This is a genomic window from Massilia cavernae, from assembly GCF_003590855.1.
GTDB classification, from domain to species: Bacteria; Pseudomonadota; Gammaproteobacteria; order Burkholderiales; family Burkholderiaceae_D; genus Telluria_A; species Telluria_A cavernae.
This window is the reverse complement of the sequence record NZ_QYUP01000060.1, coordinates 1-19,232: the sequence shown is the minus strand read 5'-3', so window position 1 is coordinate 19,232 and position 19,232 is coordinate 1. Positions and strand designations below refer to the sequence as shown.

Genomic DNA, 19,232 nt, shown 5'->3' with positions numbered 1-19,232 from the left:
GCGCGCCCCTTCGGGAACGATGCACGCAGCTCGCGCTGCAGTTCGTATACGTCGAAGCCGGCAAGCTGCGCGCTGTCGCAGGCCGACCCGGTGCGGCACATGCGCGGCGGCTGCTCGGAAACGCCGGGAGCGGCGGCGCTGTCGTAGCGCACCTGCAGGTAGGGATTGGAAGAATCGGGCGCGCGCATCTGCACGGTGTTGGCGCGCATGCGGTCGGCAAAGGAGGTGGCCAGCTGCACGCCCCGCGACATCAGGGCCGACTGGGCGCGCGTGCGCAGCGCCACCGTCTGCGCCGCCACCGCGCCCATGACGCCGATGGCCAGCACCAGTGCCGCGACCAGCACTTCAACCAGCGTGAACCCGCCCGAGACACGACAACGCACCTGGCACCTCCGCAAAAGGAGAGACCAAGTTATCAGGCGCCCTTGTGCGGCGCCTGAGTTAGCTCAACTGTGCAGGGGCGGTGCGGAGGAACTTACTTGCGGGGTTTGCGTTCGTGCCCGACTTCGGCGATGGCTTCCTGGAACTCGGCCAGGTCTTCGAAGTTCTTGTAGACGGATGCGAAGCGGATGTAGGCGATCTTGTCGAGGCGCTTCAGCTCCTGCATCACCAGTTCGCCGACGTAGCCGCTTTCGACTTCGCGGCGGCCGCTGGTCAGCAGCTTTTCTTCGATGGTGGCGACGGCCGTGTCGATGGCTTCGGCGGCCACCGGGCGCTTGCGCAGGGCAAGCATAAGGCTACCGCGCAGCTTGGCGGACGAGAATTCGGTACGGCTGCCGTTTTTCTTGACGATGATCGGCATCGACAGCTCGATGCGTTCATACGTGGTAAACCGTTTATCGCATTTGGTGCAGCGGCGCCGGCGGCGAATGGCGTCGCCCTCCTCCGATACGCGCGTATCGAGGACCTGGGTGTCTTCGTGCTGGCAGAACGGACATTTCATATAGGCCGCCGTGGAACTGCTGAAATTGAAACGGGCCCTGGCGCGAAAGCCGGGGCCCGGGTGGTGCTTACTTAGGCGCGTAGACCGGGTACTTGTCGGTCAGCTTCTTGACTTCCGCCTTCACGCGCTCGATAACCGCAGCGTCGTTCGGGTTGTCCAGGATGTCGGCGATCAGGTTGCCGACGGTGGTTGCATCCTGCTCGTTGAAGCCGCGCGTGGTGAACGCAGGGCTGCCCAGGCGGATGCCGGAAGTGACGAATGGCTTCTGCGGGTCGTTCGGAATGCCGTTCTTGTTGCAGGTCATGTGCGCCGCGCCCAGCAGTGCCTCGGCTTCCTTGCCGGTGAGGCCCTTGGCGCGCAGGTCGACCAGCATCACGTGCGACTCGGTGCCGCCCGAAACGATGCGCAGGCCGCGCGCGATCAGCGCCTTGGCCAGTGCGTCGGCGTTCTTCACTACCTGCTTCTGGTATGCGACGAATTCAGGCGTCAGCGCTTCCTTGAACGCCACTGCCTTGCCGGCGATGACGTGCATCAGCGGACCGCCCTGGATGCCAGGGAAGATCGCGGAGTTGATCGCCTTCTCGTGCTCGGCCTTCATCAGGATGATGCCGCCGCGCGGGCCGCGCAGCGACTTGTGCGTGGTGGAGGTGACGAAGTCGGCGTGCGGCACCGGGTTCGGATACAGGCCGGCGGCGATCAGGCCAGCGTAGTGGGCCATGTCGACCATGAAGTAGGCGCCGATGGCCTTGGCCACCTTGGCGAAGCGCTCGAAGTCGATCTTCAGCGAGAACGCCGATGCGCCAGCGATGATCAGCTTCGGCTTGTGCTCGTGCGCCAGGCGCTCCATTGCTTCGTAGTCGATGTCTTCCTTGTCGGTCAGGCCGTACGAGATGACGTTGAACCACTTGCCCGACATGTTCAGCGCCATGCCGTGGGTCAGGTGGCCGCCTTCGGCCAGCGACATGCCCATGATGGTGTCGCCCGGCTTGAGCATGGCGAAGAACACGCCCTGGTTGGCCTGCGAGCCCGAGTTGGGCTGCACGTTGGCAGCTTCGGCGCCGAACAGCTGCTTGACGCGGTCGATCGCCAGTTGTTCGACGACGTCGACGTATTCGCAACCGCCGTAGTAGCGCTTGCCCGGATAGCCTTCGGCGTACTTGTTGGTCAGCTGCGAGCCCTGGGCTTCCATCACGGCTGGCGAAGTGTAGTTCTCGGAAGCGATCAGCTCAATGTGGTCCTGCTGGCGGATGTTCTCGTTCTGGATCGCCTTGAACAGGTCAGGGTCGACGTTGGCGAGGGTGTGGTCTTTAGCAAACATGAAAAACTCCAATCGATTACGGTGCGCGGCACCTGGCTTTTTTGGATCGAATGAGGGGGGCCGGAAATACGGCGGACAGCCTCGTCGTGCGCTTCCATCGTGGGCTGCCCAGGCGAACGGCGTTTGAAATCTCACATTCCCCGGTGGGTGCCCACCTTTCGCCGACAAGCATTGCTGCCGCGGTTTTTCGCCAGTCATGTGAGACGAAATGGAGGCCAAATTGTAAGTTAAGTCACTGTTTTGGGCAAGGAAGGGCCGGGGAAAAACCGTCAGGCGGGGAGCAATGTGGCCAGTTCGGCTACAATCCAAGGGGCTCATCACACTCAGGACCAGAACCATGATCGTATTTATCACCGGAGCCTCGGCGGGATTCGGCGCCGAAATGGCGCGTACCTTCGTTAAAAATGGCCATCAGGTCGTCATCAGCGCGCGCCGCTCCGAACGGCTGGCGGAACTGGCGGCCGAACTGGGCGAGGCCGCCCTGCCGCTCGAACTCGATGTCACCGACCCGGCCTCGATCGCCGACGCGCTGGCGATGCTGCCGCAGTCGTGGCGGCAAATCGATGTCCTGATCAACAACGCCGGACTGGCGCTGGGCACCAAACCGGCGCAGGAAGCGCCGCTGGAGGATTGGGAGACCATGATCGCCACCAACTGCGCCGGCTTAGCGCGGATGACGCGCGCGATCCTGCCCGCGATGGTCGAACGCGGCAGCGGGCTGGTGATCAACCTGGGGTCGGTGGCGGGCCACTACCCTTACCCCGGCGGGAACGTGTATGGGGCGACCAAGGCTTTCGTGGAGCAGTTCACGCTGAACCTGCGCGCCGACCTGGCCGGCACCGGCGTGCGCGCCACCAACCTGGCGCCGGGACTGTGCGGCGGAACCGAGTTTTCCAACGTGCGCTTCAAGGGCGACGATGCGGCCGCGGCCAAGGTGTATGAAGGGACAACCCCGCTGACGGCGAAGGATATCGCGGAGACGGCGTACTGGATCGCTACGCTGCCGCCGCATGTCAATGTCAACAGTATCGAACTGATGCCGACTTGCCAGGGGTTTGCGCCGTTTAACATCAAGCGGGTCTGAGTTTGGTGCGATGCGGGCCGCTACCAGGCGCCAATATACTTTGCGATACATACTTAATGTACGCAAAAGCACATATTCGCGCGTAATTAGCGTAAAATGTTGCCCAAATTCACTTATGACAACAATTGAAATGCCTCCAGCATTTTCCTGGACTGTACGGGTTTATTACGAAGATACGGACGCCGGCGGAATCGTTTTCTACGCTAACTACCTGAAGTTCTTCGAACGCGCGCGCACCGAATGGCTGCGCGCTATTGGCGTTTCACAGCATCGATTGGCCAGCGAAGACGGCGCGATCTTCGTCGTCAAGAACGCCAGCGTGGACTACCACGCGCCAGCCCGCCTCGATGATTCACTAAACTTAACATTGCGCGTTGAAAAACTCGGCCGCGCGTCCGTCAATTTCGTGCAGGAAGCCTGGTGCGGCGGATCCCTGCGGGCCTCGGCCAGCGTCAAAGTCGGCTGCGTCGACGCCGCCACGCTGCGTCCGCGCGCGCTGCCCGGCGCCACGGCTGCTAAAATGCGTGCCGCCTGAACCATTACACATATACAAGACCATTTCCGATGAATGCAGCCCAAGACCTTTCCTTCCTCGCGCTGATCAGCAATGCGCACCTGATCGTACAACTGATCATGCTGCTGCTGGTGGTGCTCTCGCTCGTCAGCTGGAGCTACATTTTCCGCAAGATGTTCGCGATCAAGGCCGCACGCCGCCTGACCGAGCAGTTCGAACGCAGCTTCTGGGCCGGCGGCAACCTGCACACCCTGCACCAGAGCGCCAGCAGCAGCCGCGAGCAGAGCGGCGCGCTGGCTCGCATCTTCGAGGCCGGCATGGGCGAGTTCATCAAGGGCAAGGCAGCGGCCGGCACGCGCGAGGCGCTGGACATGGGCGCGGTGCTCGATGGCGCCCGCCGCGCAATGCGCGCATCGTTCCAGCGCGAGCTCGACGCGCTCGATTCGCACCTGAACTTCCTGGCATCGGTCGGTTCCGTATCGCCCTACATCGGCCTGCTTGGCACCGTGTGGGGTATCATGAACGCCTTCCGCGGCCTGGCCAACGTGCAGCAGGCAACGCTTGCAGCCGTGGCGCCCGGCATCGCCGAAGCGCTGATCGCCACCGCAATCGGCCTGTTCGCCGCGATCCCCGCCGTAGTTGCCTACAACCGCTTCACGCACGATATCGACCGTCTTGCCAACCGCTTCGAGAGCTTCGTTGAAGAATTCTCGAACATCCTGCAGCGCCAGTCGCGCTGATCGAAGAGGCCGGACATGTCATTTTCCAGCAGCCTGCGCGGCGGACGCAAACGAAAGTTCAAGTCGGAGATCAACGTCGTCCCTTACATCGACGTGATGCTGGTGCTGCTCATTATTTTCATGGTGGTGCCACCGGCAAACAGCCCGAGCGTGATCAACCTGCCGCGCGCCGAAAAGTCGGCGCTGCCGCCGGACGACTACATCCAGATCGTGCTGAAACCGAACGCCAGCCTGTCGATCGGCGTCAACGGCAAGAACACGGTGGCCGCCGAGGACGTGCCCGACCGCCCCGCGGTGCTGCGCCGCCTGCGCGAACTGCATGAAGCCAACCCGGAATATCCGGTAATGATCGCGGGCGACCGCGAGGCCAAGTACGACGACGTGATCCAGCTGATTTCGGAAGCCAAGAAAATGGGCATCAACCGGGTCGGACTGGCCACCAATTGATGAAGCAGACATGGCCGCAATGAATCCTGCCGCCAACAACGGCTCGCCGTACCGGGTTCCACCCGAGCCTGGCCGCTGGCGCTCCCTGTCCCTGGCGGTAGGCATGCACGTCCTGCTCTTGCTGTTTTTGTGGGCAGGCGTAAGCTGGCAGAGCACGCCGCCGGTCGCGGTCGAGGCCGAGGTGTGGGACATGAAGGTGCAGTCGGCCGCCCCGCCGCCGCTTCCTGCCCCGGCGCCTGAACCGGAGCCGGAGGAGGTAAAGCCGCCGCCGAAGCCGGTCGAGCAGCCGCCCGAGGTGGAAGCCAAGCCGACGCCGCCGGACATCGCGCTGGAAAAGGCGCGCCTGCGCGCCGAGAAGCTCAAGGAAGAAAAAGCGAAGAAGGAAGCCGAACAGAAGAAGCTGGAAGAGCGCAAGCTGGAAGAAGAAAAGGAAAAGAAGGAGCTGGCTGAAAAGCAGAAGCGCGAGAAGGCCGAGAAGCTGGCCAAGGCCAAGGCCGAAGCCGACGCCAGGAAAAAGCTGGACGACATGCGCAAGGAAGAGATGCGCCGCATCATGGGCGCGGCCGGCACTTCCGGCACGGCAGCCAAGTCGACCGCGCCGCGCATCGACAGCGGCTACCTGGCCAGCATCACCGCCAAGATCAAGAGCAGCACGACGTACCTGGGCAGCCTCGACGTGGCGGGCAACCCGCGCGCCGTGTTCAAGGTCGACCAGCTGCCGACCGGCGAGATCCTCTCGGTAAGAAAAGTTAAGAGCAGCGGCGTACCAGGGTTTGACGATGCCGTGGAAAAAGGCATTATCAAATCGTCACCGCTGCCCAAGAAGAAAGATGGTACGGTAGAGCGATCACTTGAAATCGGATTCTCGATGAAGGACCTCGACTGAGGCCGATTCGAGAACCACGAACCTGGATAAACGGAACCATGAAAAGACTCAGTACCCTGTTTTTCAGCGCCGCCCTGCTGGCTGGCGCCAATGCGAACGCCCAGCTGAAAGTTGAAATCGCCGGCGTCAGCAGCGGCCAGATTCCTGTCGCCGTCGCGATCTTCGCCGACGAAGGCGTGGCCCCCGCGCAGATGTCGGCCGTGATCAAGGCCGACCTCGAGCGCAGTGGCGTGTTCAAGGTGATCGATGCCGGCACCGTGCTGTCCGATACCTCCAGCATCGACCACAGCCAGTGGAAAGCGCGCGGCGCCGACGCGCTGGTGGTGGGCAGCGTGCAACAGCTGGCCAACGGCAGCTTCAACATTCGCTACAAGCTGCACGACACCATCAAGTCGGCCGAGCTGTCGTCGATGGGCCAGACCGCGCCTGCGCGCTACACACGCCTGTCGGCCCACAAGATCGCCGACGACGTGTATGAAAAGCTGACCGGCAGCCGCGGCGCCTTCGCCACCCGTATCGCCTATGTCAACGAGAACCGCGGCGCCAAGGACTACCGCCTCGAGATCGCCGATGCCGATGGCGAAGGCGTGCAGGTCGCGGTGCGTTCGAACGAGCCGATCATTTCGCCATCCTGGTCGCCGGACGGCACCAAGGTCGCCTACGTGTCGTTCGAAAAGCGCAAGCCAATCATCTACGTGCAAAACCTCGTCACAGGCGGGCGCAGCATCGTGGTCAACCAAAAGGGCAGCAACTCGGCGCCGAGCTGGTCGCCTGACGGCAGCAAGCTGGCCGTGTCGCTGTCGAAGGACGGCCATACCCAGGTCTATAGCGTGAACGCGGACGGCAGCGGCCTGCGCCGCCTGTCGAACAGCAACGGCATCGACACCGAGCCGCAATGGTCTGCCGATGGCCAGCACATCTACTTCACCAGCGACCGCAGCGGCGGCCCGCAGATCTACCGCATGGCGGCCGGCGGCGGCAACGCCACCCGCGTGACCTTCAACGGCAACTACAACATCAGCCCGCGCGTATCGTCCGACGGCAAGACCCTGGCCTGGGTCTCGCAGCGCAACGGCTTCTCACTGTATGCGATGGACCTGGCCAGCGGCCAGGAAATCCGCCTGGCCGACCAGGCCACCGAACCGAGTTTTTCGCCTAACGGCAAGTACATCATGTATGCGACCAAGGGAGGGGGACGCACGTCCCTGGCCGTGGTGTCAGTCGATGGACGCGTCAAGCAGCGCTTAACAACCCAAGCAGGAAACATCCGGGAGCCCAATTGGGGTCCCTTCATGAAGTAATTTTTAACCCCCCGATCAGGAGAAGAACCATGCGCAATACTAAAAGCTTAGCATTCATCATCGCGAGCGCCGCCCTGCTCTCGGCTTGCAGCTCCCCACCTGTCAAGCTGGCCGAAACCCCAGTCGTCGAGCGCGCGCCAGAACCAGCGCCGGCAACCGACACCCGCGACGTGCGTCCAGTGGAAACCGGTTCGGTCGACCCGCTGAACGATCCAAAGGGTGTACTGGCGAACCGCAGCGTGTACTTCGACTTTGACAGCTATGTTGTGCGTGAAGACGGCAAGCCAGTGGTCGCGAACCACTCCGGCTACCTGACCAAGAACTCCGGCCGCAAGATCCTGATCCAGGGTAACACCGACGAACGCGGCGGCACCGAGTACAACCTGGCGCTGGGCCAGAAGCGTGCTGAAGCTGTTCGCAAGTCGATGGCGGCACTGGGCGTAGCCGAGTCGCAGATGGAAGCGGTTTCGCTGGGCGAAGAAAAGCCGAAGGCAAGCGGTTCGGACGAAGCGGCCTGGGCAGAAAACCGCCGCGCAGACATCGTCTATTGATTTCCGACGGTCTAGAGTTGTAAGACACGGGGCGCGCTGCGCCCCGTGTTATTGTAGGGATCGGTGCAAGCACGATGGGCGCGCTGCGCGCAGGCTTGCGAAGTTTGCAGTACAGATTCGACAACAGGTTTGAAAGAGTTACGACCAATGATCATATTCTCCAAGTCCCGCCTCGCCGCGGCCGGCCTCGTGCTCGCCGCCCTGCTGCCGCTGCAAGCCAGTGCCGGCCTGCTCGACGACGACGAAGCGCGCCGCGCCATCCTCGACCTGCGCGCCAAGGTCGACACCCTCGCGCGCGACATCAACGCGCGGCTCGAGACCAAGTCCGACAAGACCTCCGCGCTGGAAGCGCTGAACCGCCACGAGCAGACCATGCAGGAAATCGCCCGCCTGCGCGGCGAGATCGAAGTGCTGAGCAATGCGCTGGCCAACGTCCAGAAAAACCAGAAGGACCTGTACGCCGACATCGACGCGCGCATCAAGAAGCTCGAGCCGCGCCAGGTCAACATCGACGGCCAGGAAACCGCGGTTGCGCCGACCGAGCAGCAGACGTATGAAGCCGCAATGGCCACGCTGAAGGCGGGCGACTACAAGGCCGCCGCCGCCGCCCTGACCGACTTCGTGCGCAAGAACCCGGAATCGCCGTACGCCGCGAACGCACAGTACTGGCTGGGCAACGCCTACTACGTGCTGCGCGACCACAAGAAGTCGATCGCGGCGCAGCAGGTCGTCACCAGCACTTACAAGGACAGCGCCAAGGCGCCGGACGCGCTGCTCAATATCGCCAGCAATTATGTCGACATGAACGACAAGAAGAACGCGAAAAAGACCTTGCAGCAGGTGGTCTCGAAGTATCCGCAGTCGACTGCCGCGAAGACGGCGAAGGACCGACTGGCCGCGCTGAAGTAAGTATCTGTTGGAAATTTGTGGGTTTTGACATTTGACAGGATCGCCAGCGCCCCCTATAATCTTGCTTCTTTCGGGTCGTTAGCTCAGCTGGTAGAGCAGCGGACTTTTAATCCGTTGGTCGCAGGTTCGAATCCCGCACGGCCTACCACGAATACAGTTGTCCAGATCAGGCTTACCCGCTTCGGCGCGTAAGCCTTTTTTGCGCCCCCATATGAAGAATATTCCCCAATGGGGAATATTTTCTCGCGTACTACGGCAGGTTCTTACACCTTTCTCGCGACGTTGGTGCTGATCCAGCTAATCGACTCCATCGGCTTCGCCGGAAAATATGGCACGCTACTCTCTGCAATGTTCTTAGAATAGATTTGCCAAACGAGCTGCGCCAACTCGCTAGATACGCGGCAGCCACATCCCCATGGCCGCCGCAAAAATACCAACGCCCATCGCGACGGTTATCACCACCAGGCCAGTTGCCACCGCGACGCGGCCGGCCGCGTTTTTCCAATCCTGCGCGCGCAGGTAAAGTTCGAGGACGGCAAGCGGCAGCAGGTACTGGGCGAATGCCAGGAAATCGAGGAACGGCCCCTGGAAGCTTACCGGATCAAAACCGACCGGCCTTGTTGATGAGAATCCAGAACATCAGACCCACCCGGAAAAACCAGACTGCACTGACCACCAGAAACAGGCGCAGCGCCCAACGACGGTGAGCGTCGAAATTGCGGGCACGCGCATGGCGCACGGCCATGGCGGCGCAGAACATGATCAGCCCAGCGTCAACGCTCATGCCGATGTGTTGAACCGTGCCCCCAATGCCGGCACGAAACCACAGCATATACAGGCCAATGATGCTGGACACTACAGCGAGCAGCACATAGACACGCCCATTCCAGCGATGAAACGTTGGCGCAAGCTGTCTGACTTGAGGAATCAGCTGAAGCGCTCCGCCGGCGATAACAATGACAGCGATTAGGACATGTGTGCCAATCGCCAGATTGCCCATGGTGTCCCCGGCGATGTAGCCGCCATGCGGAAGGACTTTGTTCCACCTCGCCAAATCCCCTTGCACGACCGCGCCGCCATAGAAAGCCGCCACGTAAAACACGAACAGAAGCTGACCAATGACGGTCACCAAGAACCAGAAAACGGCTGCCGATTTCATGACGCCGGCTGCAATGCGCTGCAAGGACTGCCGCTGTAGCAATGCCTTGCTTTCGGGCGATTTCATAGGGATGCCTGAGCTTGTTGTTGCGCTGAAATTCATTTGAGTTTCCTCCTTGATTGATATTCCGGGCCAACCATAGCTACCGGCTTCGCCAATGCCAAGGCTGAACGGCTGCCGATGCGACAAGCGACGGTTTTCGGGACTTGAACGACGGTCAGTGAACGGCGATTGTTGCAAGCATGAAAAACATGCTTCCACGATCCGTACCGTTTCTCGGCTCGGTGCTGCCTACAGCGCGCCAATTCGTCGTCGTGCTCGTCATCATCGTGCTGCTCTCGTGGTTCTTGCACGTAGCCACGTCCACTGCCTTTGTGAAGGTGGTTTCACGCATCGGCTTTGTCGGCATTGCCCTGCTGCTGGCCTATACGGCAGCTGGCAAGGTGCGCCAGCGCATCGTACCGAAATCGGTGCTCAGGCTGCTTGCGGTTGGCTTGATGGCGCCGCTGGCCTCGTTCGCCAGTTTCTTGCTGTCGACGGGGGAGATGTCGTGGCGTATATGCGCACGCCGAAAAATTTCGCCGGTTTCGTCGTTCTGTCGATTGTAGGGCTGGTGTTCGGCGTGATCGTCACGCTGGTCGCGCTTCGCCTCGAACGCAAGGAACGCGACCGTGCCGACCGACTGCAAATCGAGCTGGAAAAAAATATGCTGGAGCGCGAACTGCTGGACGCCCGCCTGCGTTTGCTGCAGGCGCAGATCGAACCGCACTTCCTGTTCAATACACTGGCCAACATCGAGGCCCTGGTCGAGTCAAGGTCCGACAATGCGGGACCGGTGTTGCGGCATTTGATCGCCTATTTGCGCGCGGCGATGCCGCGCCTGAGTGACGCCGATGCGACCCTCGACACCGAGCTGCAATTGGTGCGCGCCTATCTGGAGTTGATGCACATGCGCATGCCGGACCGCCTCCAGTTCAGCGTGCCGAACGTGCCGGATCTAAACCATATGCGCTTTCCCGCCATGGCCTTGCTGACGCTGGTGGAGAACGTGGTGCGCCACGGCATCGACCCGAGCCTGACAGGTGGCCGGATCGAGGTTGGCGGCAAGCGCGACAGCAAGACCGGCATCGTGACCTTGTCGGTCGCTGACACCGGCATTGGCATGTCGGAGACGGCGCTGGCCGGTACCGGGCTGTCCAATTTGCGCACGCGCCTGCAGGCAATTTACGGTCCCGATGCGCGCCTCGATTTACATGAAGAAACACCGCACGGCCTGCGGGTCGAACTGGTCTTTCACCCTGGGAACCACGCATGAACAAGATCACCGCATTGATCGCCGACGACGAGCCGCTGCTGCGCGAACGCCTGCGCGCGCACCTCGCGCAGCTATGGCCCGAACTTGTCATCGTGGCCGACGCCCGCAATGGAAACGAGGCGCTTGAGCTGTTTGAACTTCATCAGCCGCAGGTAGTATTCCTGGACGTCCATATGCCCGGCTTGAATGGCATTGAAACGGCACGGGCGCTAGGGCGCAGAGCGCAACTCGTGTTCATCACCGCCTATGAGAGCTATGCGATACAGGCTTTCGACCAGGACGCCATCGACTACCTGGTCAAGCCGATCAACCCGGCACGCCTGTCCGACACGGTGCAGCGCTTGCAACAACAACTAGCGTGTCCGCCAGCAGCGAGCCAGGCGCTCGACACGATGTTCGATCGGCTGGAAAGCCAACTGCGCCAACGCAGTCCCGCGCGCGGCTGGCTGCAATGGATAAAGGCGTCGGTGGGCAGCAGTGTGCGATTGATTCCGGTGGAGCAGGTGGTCTACATGCGCGCCGACGACAAATACACGCTGGTGATCTGGAGCGACGGCGAAGCCCTGATGCGTCAGTGAAGTCGTGCGGGGCATGAATGAAACCGCCGAGATCCGCCTGCGTGGCCGCACCGAAGTGCTGCCGGTCAGCCGCAGCTATCTGCACCACTTCCGTCAAATGTAATGTGTGTCAGTGCGACGCACGCAATGGCGAGTGTAACTTGGGGAATATTACAAGGTGAAGGCACGGCGTCATTTCCGCACCGGGATGCGCACGCAGTGATAGGCACGATTGCCTGTTGCGCCCGAGATATTGTAGATCTGGTTTTGATCTTGGTGCGACCACCTGTAGTGGTTGTTTTTTCCAAATAGCGCTTGCGCTAATCATTAATATTCGGCAAACTATCTAAAATTAGACGATATGTCTTAATGAGTGGATGCACGGATCATGAAACTTCAGTCGAAACTGGGCGAACCACGCATGCAGCGCAACATTGAGCGGATGCAGGAGCGCGTGCGGACCTTGAGTGTTGCTTTCCGCGCTCACGTCAAGACCGGGCAAGACGCTGGATTGCGGCTTCCCGTACATAAGCCGGCGTGTCGAAAAAGTCCGCGAATCGCATACCTGCTCGATTCAGCCGAGCACTACGCACCAGCAAAAGATAACTTTCTCCCGGCGCAGGACAACGCCCGACAGACGTTGCCTGCTGGATAACCTGTACCGGAAAAAATGTCCAATATGCCCAACAACAAGCTCTATTCCGATCAGGCTTCGCTGATCGACCAGGTACAGCAAATCGCGCAGGGCCTGGCCCAAACGTTTGCACCGTTTTGTGAGGTGGTCGTGCATGACTTGCGCGACCCGAAACATGCTGTGCTTGCCATCCACAACAATCTATCCGGACGGGCGACCAGTGATCCGGCGACGGAGCTCGGCCTGGCGCGCATCGCGGACAATAACTACCCGCAGATCCTGGCCAACTACACCAACCAGTTCGCGGACGGCCGCCCGGCCAAGAGCACGTCGATCGGCATCAAGGACGCTGAGGGACGTTACATCGCCGCTCTGTGCCTGAACGTGGACCTCACGCTGTTTCGCTCGATGCAGAACGCCCTCGAACAATTCAACGCGACCGATGCATCTCCCGTCCAGGAATCGCTCGATCCGGCGAACGCCGAGGCGATTCGCCGGCGCATTGACCAATATGCCGCGAGCCTGGCGTCGTCCCCACGACTGCTGAAGGCAGAAGAACGCCGTACATTGATGCGGGAGCTGAAAGCCGGCGGATTTCTCGAGGTGCGACGCGCCATGGAGATCGCCGCGTCACACTTGGGCATCTCGCGCGCCACGGCTTACAACGACATCAAGTAACTGGAGAAAACCAAGATGACTACGCTCGATTTGCCCACGTACGATGATGTGGCCCAGGCGGCCCGACGCATCGCCGGCACTGCTAACCGTACCCCCGTCCTAACCTCGCGCACCGCCAACGAAGAATTCGACGCCCAGGTGTTCTTCAAATGCGAAAACATGCAACGGATGGGCGCATTCAAGTTCCGCGGCGCCTATAACGCGCTGTCGAAGTTCACGCTCGAACAGCGCCAAGCCGGCGTGGTCGCTTTCTCCTCGGGTAATCATGCCCAAGCCATCGCGCTGGCGGCGAAACTGCTGAACATGCCGGCCACGATCGTGATGCCGCACGATGCGCCGGCAGCGAAGGTGGCTGCAACCGAGGGTTATGGCGGCAAGGTCGTCATCTACGATCGATACAAGGAAGACCGCGAACAGATCGGGCGCGAGCTCGCTCACAAGCACGGGCTGACTTTGATCCCGCCCTATGACCATCCCGACGTTATTGCGGGTCAAGGCACTGCCGCCAAGGAGTTGTTCGAGGAAACCGGGCCGCTTGACGCGTTCTTCGTCTGCCTTGGAGGAGGTGGCCTGCTCGCGGGTTCGGCCCTGTCGACCCGGGCCCTATCGCCGCGGTGCCGACTGTACGGCGTTGAACCGGAATCGGGTAACGACGGGCAGCAGTCCTTCCGCTCAGGCGCCATCGTCCACATCGAGACGCCCAAGACCATCGCCGATGGTGCACAGACCCAGCATCTCGGCCAGTACACCTTTCCCATCATTCGGCGCGATGTCGATGACATCCAGACCGTATCGGACGACGAATTGGTACAGTGCATTCGCTTCTTCGCGGAGCGCATGAAGATCGTGGTCGAACCCACCGGATGCCTCGGCTTTGCGGCTGCGCGCCGTATGAAGGACAAACTGAAAGGCAAGCGGGTTGGCATCCTCGTCAGCGGCGGCAATATCGACCTGGCGCGCTTGAGTGGTTTTTTGGCGCGCTGATATGTCTCGTTCAAGAACGCCCGTCGAGCACCGGACTACCCGTTCGCACACACGTCGGGAAGCCAGGATCAAGGCGATTTTATGGGATAACGATGGGGTGCTGTGCGATACCGAGCGGCTGTTTTTCGAGGCAAATCGTAGTGTCCTGGGGCCCCTCGGGATCGCGTTGACGCGCGAGCAGTACGTGGCCTGGTACCTCGAGGGCAACCACGGTGCGTGGCACGTGCTGCGTGAACGCGGCTACGATGAAGCGCGGATCGCACAAGTCCGCGTGGCACGCGACGACGCTTATTCGCGCCTGGTGTCGACCTCTTCGTCTCTCTGCTTTCCGGGAGTCGAACAAATATTGGCCCGTCTGGCCCAGCGGGTATCGATGAGTATCGTCACGGCATCGTTCGACGAGCACATCACGTTGGCCCACCGGGCGAATACGGTGCTCGAACATATCGATCACATTGTCGCCAGGACGGATAGGTTGCGGCCAAAACCGCATCCCGACGCTTACCTGTATGCGATGGACAAGCTAGGCCTGCATCCTGACGAGTGCATCGCCGTCGAGGATTCGCCGCGCGGACTGGCCGCCGCGCGTGCCTCAGGGTTGCGCTGCATCGTGCTGCGCACCGAACTGCTCGCCGGGCATGCATTCATGGGTGCCTATCGTGTCGTCGATTCGCATCGAGAACTCGAGATTGAGCTCGACGCGCTGCTGGAAAATGACTCAACCCTGACCTCTCATACATCGTATCCATGACTGAATTATCGAATCCACCGGGCGTCGGCCCTACGCCAGTCTTTCTCAAGCTCGTTGAGCTTCTCGTCGCTCACAGGGCTCGCTACCGGGTTATCGAGCATCGGGCTGCCGGTAGATCCGAAGAGGTCGCGCGAATTCGCGGTACCGAAGCAGGCCAAGGCGCCAAGGCCATGGCTTGCAAGCTTCAGATGCCAAATGCGCCATCGAGGTACGTTCTGGCCGTTTTGGCCGCCGATCGTCAACTCGACCTGGCCGTGCTTGCAGCACATTTTCAGGCCAAGCGCGCGAGCCTGATGAGCCCCCAGGAAATCGACACTTTGACTGGATGCGTGTTGGGCGCCATTCCGCCGTTCTCGCTCAACCAAGACCTGCAGCTGGTGGCGGATCCAGAACTCTTGGCGCGCTATCAGGAAATCGCCTTCAACGCGGGCCGCCTGGACGCATCGATAGTCCTCGCCACCGAGGACTATCTACGGATAGCCCAGCCGCAGTTAGTAGATATTCGCCAACGTTGATGTAACCCTTTTCACGTTTTTAGGAGACTACTTCTAATGCCTGGCAATGCCCAACTTCTTTTACTGGACCGCGACGCCCTCGCAGCCATCATGACGACCGATATGGTCAGCCGTGCTGTTTACGACGCTTTTACATTGCATGGCCAGCGACAGGGCCGAGTTTTTCCGGTAGTCCGCGAGGCCCTGAAAACTGGAGGGATTTTCGGTATCAAGTCGGGGGACGTTGCAGCGCGTGCGCTGTTGGGCTTCAAGGCAGCCGGCTTCTGGCCACGTAACCGCGAACTGGGCGGCGAGCCGCACCAGGCGACGATCACGCTGTTCGATCCGATGACGGGGCGTCCAAGTTGCATCATGGACGGCAATGCCATCACGACCGCACGGACCGCTGCGGCCGGAGAACTCGGGTTAAGGGTGCTCGCACGAGCGGACAGCACGTCGTTGTGCGTGTTCGGCACAGGCGTACAAGCGCGTGCCCAGTTGTCCGCCGCGCTGCGGGCATTGCCTTCCTTGCGAATGGTGCGTTATGTCTCGCATGATGGAAAGCCGGATACCAGCTTTGAAAATCACTTCAACAGCTTGTGCCGGCCGACCTTGGCGGCCGATGCCAACGCGGCGGTTGCCGACAGCGATGTCGTCATTACGGCCACGCCGGGCGGCGGACCGCTGTTCTCCTTGGAGGCAGTTCGGCCCGGCACACACTTCAACTGTATCGGCGCCGATACCCGCGGCAAACGTGAACTGCCGGAAGGGCTGCTGGATCTGTGCCGGCTGGTGGCCGATGACCACGAACAAGCCACGAGTCTTGGGGAGGCGCAGTGGAGTCCTTCCGTGCCACATATGGAACTTGGTCACATCGTGACAGGAAAATCCGAATTTATACGGCATACGGATGACGTGACGGTGTTCGACATGACAGGCCTTGCGTTGCAAGACTTGGTCGTTGGTGAATACCTTTACGATGCAGCCTGCCATGCTGGTCTCGGACGCCTTATTCCGTGGCCATGGTGACTCGATAAATGAACTTCCCCCAATTTGTTGGGCAGGTGATGTGCCAGGCCTTTGAATGACAAGTGCTGGCAAGGATATAGACATCATGACTTACGGTAGGGCGCTGATATGGTCCTTGTTATCCACGATCTACGGGACCGATCCTTGCTCCTCGAGCCAAAATGAACGTCACCTCGATAGATTTTCGCTTAGGGGGATGATACTCGGGTTTTTACCTTGGATGCATTATGCTTTTTATCGAAGTGTTTTCAGTGAAGTGTGCTGTTGCTTATGGTTTTTTTTGCACCGCAGGTAAATGCAGCTGAGTATACTTGTGGGATGCAACAAATTAAGGGGAGTCTACATGACCAAGCTATTAGTTCCATTCGATTTTGACAAACTCGGAAAGCTCCGCGAATCCCGGCCGCCAGAAGACCGCATTATTGAGGGTGATAACTGATCCTTGCTCCCCCGTTCAAATAAAGGTCGCCTCGATAAACTTCCGCTTATGAGGCTGACACTCGGGTTTATATCAGGGATTCATTATGCTGTTTGTCGAAGTGTTTTAAGTGAAGTGCGCTGTTGCTTATGGGTTTTTTGGCACCACAAGGTAAATGCTGCTGACTATACTTGTGGGACGCAATTAATTAAGGAGAATCTACATGACCAAGCTATTAGTTCCATTCGATTTTGAAAACCTCGGGAAGCCCCGCGAATCCCGGCCGCCGGAAGATCGCATCATTGAGGGTGACATCACTTGTCGAAGCTGGGACGTCGATAGCGACAAAGACGGCCTGGTACGTGCCGGGGTGTTTGAATCTACCCCGGGCACTAACCGTTCGATTAAGGGTGAAACTTGGGAGTATTGCGCCATCTTGTCGGGGGTCGCTGAAATTACCGAAGACGGTCAGCCGCCAATTATCGTAAAGGCGGGCGATCATTTCATCATGAAGCCAGGCTATAAGGGAATTTGGCGCACCCTCGAAACAGTTCGAAAAATCTGGGTGGTGGTTTAGATCACTTCGTTATACGCGGTTGCTACGGTGCGGATAGTCGAGATTGTGTTCGCGTCGAGCAGAGCAGTCAACTCCGCCCTGTTCGCGTCGAATACGGAGACTAGATAGCTGGGTATTGTAATGAAAGTTCTTTTACTTAAAGTGATCCGTGATTTCATGCTTGCGCCACGGCCGCGCAACACGGCGGCTCCCACGTTACGGACGATCAGGCGCCGACCGTGTATTGGACTCGCTTTGGCGGCTGGTGATTTTAGCGTATCTCAAGGATCTTCATGAACACCGTATTCTCGCTCGACGCGTCTATTCCGGGCGGCCATTATTCGCAAGCGTGGCTAACCGCTGAGCTGGTGTTTGCACCTAATTGCGGCGCCCTCGTTAAAAATCAGCGGGATTGCCGACATCGCGTACCACATGGAATAAAAGGTCCACTATGACAACCATCAGCACATCAGCCGCCGGCGTCGAGCTGGAGGCCTATCCGATTGAGTTCGACTTCCCCGATATCCGCCCCTATGCCGAGGGCAATACCGGCATCCCCTACGCCCATACCTTCGACAGCGGCAAGCCGGGCAAGCACACGATGATCACCGCGCTAACCCATGGCAACGAAGTGTCCGGCGCGGTGGCGGTCAAGGCCATATTGGACGCCGGCTTGCGGCCCCGCCGTGGCCGTCTGACGCTGGTATTCTCGAATGTTGACGCCTACCACAGCTTCGACCCGACCAAGCCGGACGCGTCGCGCTTTGTCGACCAGGATATGAACCGCGTGTGGCAGGCCGCCATGCTGGACGACTGCACGCTCGACTCGTCGGAACTGCGTCGGGCCCGCGCCTTGCGGCCGCTGGTCGACAGCGTCGATTGCCTACTCGACCTGCACTCGATGCACGAGCGCAGCGCGCCGTTGACGGTCTGCGGCCCGCTGGACAAGGGCATCGGGATGGCATTGGAGCTGGGCACGCCGGCGCATATCATCAGCGACGCAGGTCACCCGGAGGGTTGCCGCTTGCGCGACTACGGCGGCTTCGGCGACCCGGCCAGTCTCAAGAACGCGCTGCTGATCGAAACCGGACAGCATTGGGAACATGGTGCACTGGCGGTGGCGAAGGATTACTGTGCGCGCTTTCTGCTTTTGTGCGGCAATCTCGACCCCGAGCAGGTGCCGGACGGTTGGCTGCGGCCCGCGCCGCAACAGCAAACGGTGATCAAGGTAACGGTGCCGGTGGTGGCCAGCGGCCCGGACTTCCGCTTCGCTGGCGCATACACCGGACTGGAGAAATTCCCCGACGCGGGCAGCCTGATCGGCTGGGACCGGGGCGTACCGGTCCTCACTCCCTATGCCGACTGCGTACTGGTGATGCCGTCGCTGCGGCAGGTGCGTACCGGCGTCACGGTAGTGCGGTTCGGACAGGTGCACCAATCCCGTTGACCGTTTAAGGGGTACAAGACAGTGAATAACATGAACGGACGCTTCGTCCGAATTGACGAGATGCACCGGCCGGACATCAGTATCTCAGTCGATGGTGCGCGATTCCTGGCGCGGGCCGACGATACCGTGTTGGTCGCGGTGTTGACCAACGCCACGGAGCTGCGTGAATCGGAATTCGGCGACGGACGCCGTGCTGGGTTCTGCCTGATGGGCGCATGCCAGGACTGCTGGATGTGGACCCGCAAAGGCGAACGGATTCGTGCTTGCACCACAGCCGTCTCTGCAGGCCTGGATCTGCTCACCATCCCACCTGCGGAGGCGACATGGCCGAGCCAAGCGTAGTGATAGTCGGTGCCGGGCCGTCCGGTGTCCGCGCGGCGGAAGCGCTGATCACGGCCGGGATACGGCCAATCGTTATTGACGAAGGCCAAGTCAGTGGTGGACAGATTTATCGCCGCCAGCCGGCCTCGTTCAAGCGTAGCTACAAAACGCTTTATGGATTCGAGGCCGACAAGGC

25 protein-coding genes, 1 tRNA gene and 1 riboswitch are annotated in these 19,232 nt (G+C 60.4%); of the genes, 22 read left to right on the top strand and 4 right to left on the bottom strand.

Translation table 11 applies throughout. The features are described from left to right. The 3 genes from pilV to glyA form a co-directional block, all read right to left on the bottom strand. Positions 1–383: type IV pilus modification protein PilV (gene pilV / locus D3872_RS05535; protein ID WP_147373807.1), on the bottom strand; the 383-nt coding region annotated here is incomplete at its 3' end. 92 nt (positions 384–475) lie between these two features. Continuing rightward, a complete protein-coding gene (gene nrdR / locus D3872_RS05530) occupies positions 476–943 on the bottom strand; it encodes a transcriptional regulator NrdR (RefSeq protein WP_119809842.1) in 468 nt (155 codons plus the stop codon). 67 nt (positions 944–1,010) lie between these two features. Beyond that, positions 1,011–2,261 (bottom strand): serine hydroxymethyltransferase, encoded by a 1,251-nt coding sequence (glyA, locus tag D3872_RS05525; protein WP_119809846.1) that lies wholly within the window; start codon positions 2,259–2,261, stop codon positions 1,011–1,013. A 99-nt stretch (positions 2,262–2,360) separates the two neighbouring features. Then, positions 2,361–2,469, bottom strand: a riboswitch (ZMP/ZTP riboswitch). A gap of 129 nt (positions 2,470–2,598) precedes the next feature. On the opposite strand from glyA, the gene D3872_RS05520 reads away from it, so the two are divergent. From D3872_RS05520 to D3872_RS05480, 9 genes are all read left to right on the top strand, one after another. After that, on the top strand, positions 2,599–3,345 hold the full coding sequence (locus tag D3872_RS05520) for an SDR family oxidoreductase (RefSeq protein WP_119809841.1): 747 nt from the start codon (positions 2,599–2,601) through the stop codon (positions 3,343–3,345). A gap of 130 nt (positions 3,346–3,475) precedes the next feature. Further along, on the top strand, positions 3,476–3,880 hold the full coding sequence (gene ybgC / locus D3872_RS05515; RefSeq protein ID WP_119809840.1) for a tol-pal system-associated acyl-CoA thioesterase: 405 nt from the start codon (positions 3,476–3,478) through the stop codon (positions 3,878–3,880). A 29-nt stretch (positions 3,881–3,909) separates the two neighbouring features. After that, complete coding sequence (gene tolQ, locus D3872_RS05510) at positions 3,910–4,599, top strand: protein TolQ (protein ID WP_119809839.1); 690 nt, start codon at positions 3,910–3,912, stop codon at positions 4,597–4,599. A gap of 15 nt (positions 4,600–4,614) precedes the next feature. Further along, positions 4,615–5,046: an ExbD/TolR family protein gene (locus tag D3872_RS05505; protein ID WP_119809838.1), complete on the top strand. Its 432-nt coding sequence runs from the start codon at positions 4,615–4,617 to the stop codon at positions 5,044–5,046. 10 nt (positions 5,047–5,056) lie between these two features. Then, on the top strand, positions 5,057–5,932 hold the full coding sequence (gene tolA / locus D3872_RS05500; protein ID WP_307719405.1) for a cell envelope integrity protein TolA: 876 nt from the start codon (positions 5,057–5,059) through the stop codon (positions 5,930–5,932). A 38-nt stretch (positions 5,933–5,970) separates the two neighbouring features. Further along, positions 5,971–7,233, top strand: coding sequence for a Tol-Pal system beta propeller repeat protein TolB (gene tolB / locus D3872_RS05495; RefSeq protein WP_119809837.1), 1,263 nt, complete (start codon positions 5,971–5,973; stop codon positions 7,231–7,233). 29 nt (positions 7,234–7,262) lie between these two features. Beyond that, complete coding sequence (gene pal / locus D3872_RS05490; protein WP_119809836.1) at positions 7,263–7,784, top strand: peptidoglycan-associated lipoprotein Pal; 522 nt, start codon at positions 7,263–7,265, stop codon at positions 7,782–7,784. 147 nt (positions 7,785–7,931) lie between these two features. Continuing rightward, a complete protein-coding gene (gene ybgF / locus D3872_RS05485; RefSeq protein WP_119809835.1) occupies positions 7,932–8,693 on the top strand; it encodes a tol-pal system protein YbgF in 762 nt (253 codons plus the stop codon). Between the two features lie 72 nt (positions 8,694–8,765). Beyond that, positions 8,766–8,841: transfer RNA gene (locus tag D3872_RS05480), tRNA-Lys, on the top strand. Between the two features lie 453 nt (positions 8,842–9,294). Here the strand turns inward: D3872_RS05480 and D3872_RS05475 are convergent. Further along, positions 9,295–9,954, bottom strand: coding sequence for a DUF2306 domain-containing protein (locus D3872_RS05475; protein WP_119809834.1), 660 nt, complete (start codon positions 9,952–9,954; stop codon positions 9,295–9,297). Between the two features lie 140 nt (positions 9,955–10,094). Between D3872_RS05475 and D3872_RS25585 the strand changes: the two genes are divergently transcribed. From D3872_RS25585 to D3872_RS05415, 13 genes are all read left to right on the top strand, one after another. After that, positions 10,095–10,460, top strand: coding sequence for a hypothetical protein (locus tag D3872_RS25585; protein ID WP_182915700.1), 366 nt, complete (start codon positions 10,095–10,097; stop codon positions 10,458–10,460). 14 nt (positions 10,461–10,474) lie between these two features. Beyond that, entirely contained in the window at positions 10,475–11,167 is a 693-nt protein-coding gene (locus D3872_RS25580) for a sensor histidine kinase (protein WP_182915699.1), read from the top strand. Beyond that, a complete protein-coding gene (locus D3872_RS05465; RefSeq protein WP_229459174.1) occupies positions 11,164–11,745 on the top strand; it encodes a LytR/AlgR family response regulator transcription factor in 582 nt (193 codons plus the stop codon). Before D3872_RS25580 ends, D3872_RS05465 begins: the two co-directional genes overlap by 4 nt. 367 nt (positions 11,746–12,112) lie before the next feature. Then, positions 12,113–12,379, top strand: coding sequence for a hypothetical protein (locus tag D3872_RS05460; protein ID WP_119809832.1), 267 nt, complete (start codon positions 12,113–12,115; stop codon positions 12,377–12,379). 24 nt (positions 12,380–12,403) lie between these two features. Beyond that, positions 12,404–13,036: a helix-turn-helix transcriptional regulator gene (locus D3872_RS05455; protein WP_119809844.1), complete on the top strand. Its 633-nt coding sequence runs from the start codon at positions 12,404–12,406 to the stop codon at positions 13,034–13,036. A gap of 15 nt (positions 13,037–13,051) precedes the next feature. Next, the gene (locus D3872_RS05450) at positions 13,052–14,020 is read left to right on the top strand and encodes a threo-3-hydroxy-L-aspartate ammonia-lyase (RefSeq protein ID WP_119809831.1); all 969 of its coding nucleotides are present in this window, start codon (positions 13,052–13,054) and stop codon (positions 14,018–14,020) included. A 1-nt stretch (position 14,021) separates the two neighbouring features. After that, positions 14,022–14,771, top strand: a complete 750-nt coding sequence (locus D3872_RS05445; RefSeq protein ID WP_119809830.1) for an HAD family hydrolase — start codon at positions 14,022–14,024, stop codon at positions 14,769–14,771. Then, entirely contained in the window at positions 14,768–15,286 is a 519-nt protein-coding gene (locus D3872_RS05440) for a YbaK/prolyl-tRNA synthetase associated domain-containing protein (protein WP_119809829.1), read from the top strand. The genes D3872_RS05445 and D3872_RS05440 overlap by 4 nt, the downstream gene beginning before the upstream one ends. A 36-nt stretch (positions 15,287–15,322) precedes the next feature. Beyond that, the gene (locus D3872_RS05435; RefSeq protein WP_119809828.1) at positions 15,323–16,294 is read left to right on the top strand and encodes an ornithine cyclodeaminase family protein; all 972 of its coding nucleotides are present in this window, start codon (positions 15,323–15,325) and stop codon (positions 16,292–16,294) included. Positions 16,295–16,935: 641 nt separating this feature from the next. Beyond that, positions 16,936–17,289 carry a cupin domain-containing protein gene (locus D3872_RS05430; protein WP_119809827.1) on the top strand — a complete coding sequence of 118 codons (354 nt, stop codon included), beginning with the start codon at positions 16,936–16,938 and terminating at the stop codon, positions 17,287–17,289. Between the two features lie 430 nt (positions 17,290–17,719). After that, the gene (locus tag D3872_RS05425) at positions 17,720–18,715 is read left to right on the top strand and encodes a M14 family metallopeptidase (RefSeq protein WP_119809826.1); all 996 of its coding nucleotides are present in this window, start codon (positions 17,720–17,722) and stop codon (positions 18,713–18,715) included. A gap of 30 nt (positions 18,716–18,745) precedes the next feature. Beyond that, positions 18,746–19,057 carry a (2Fe-2S)-binding protein gene (locus D3872_RS05420; RefSeq protein ID WP_119809825.1) on the top strand — a complete coding sequence of 104 codons (312 nt, stop codon included), beginning with the start codon at positions 18,746–18,748 and terminating at the stop codon, positions 19,055–19,057. Then, positions 19,039–19,232, top strand: a 194-nt coding sequence (locus D3872_RS05415; protein WP_119809843.1) for an NAD(P)-binding protein, incomplete at its 3' end; no start/stop codon positions are given. The genes D3872_RS05420 and D3872_RS05415, both read left to right, overlap by 19 nt.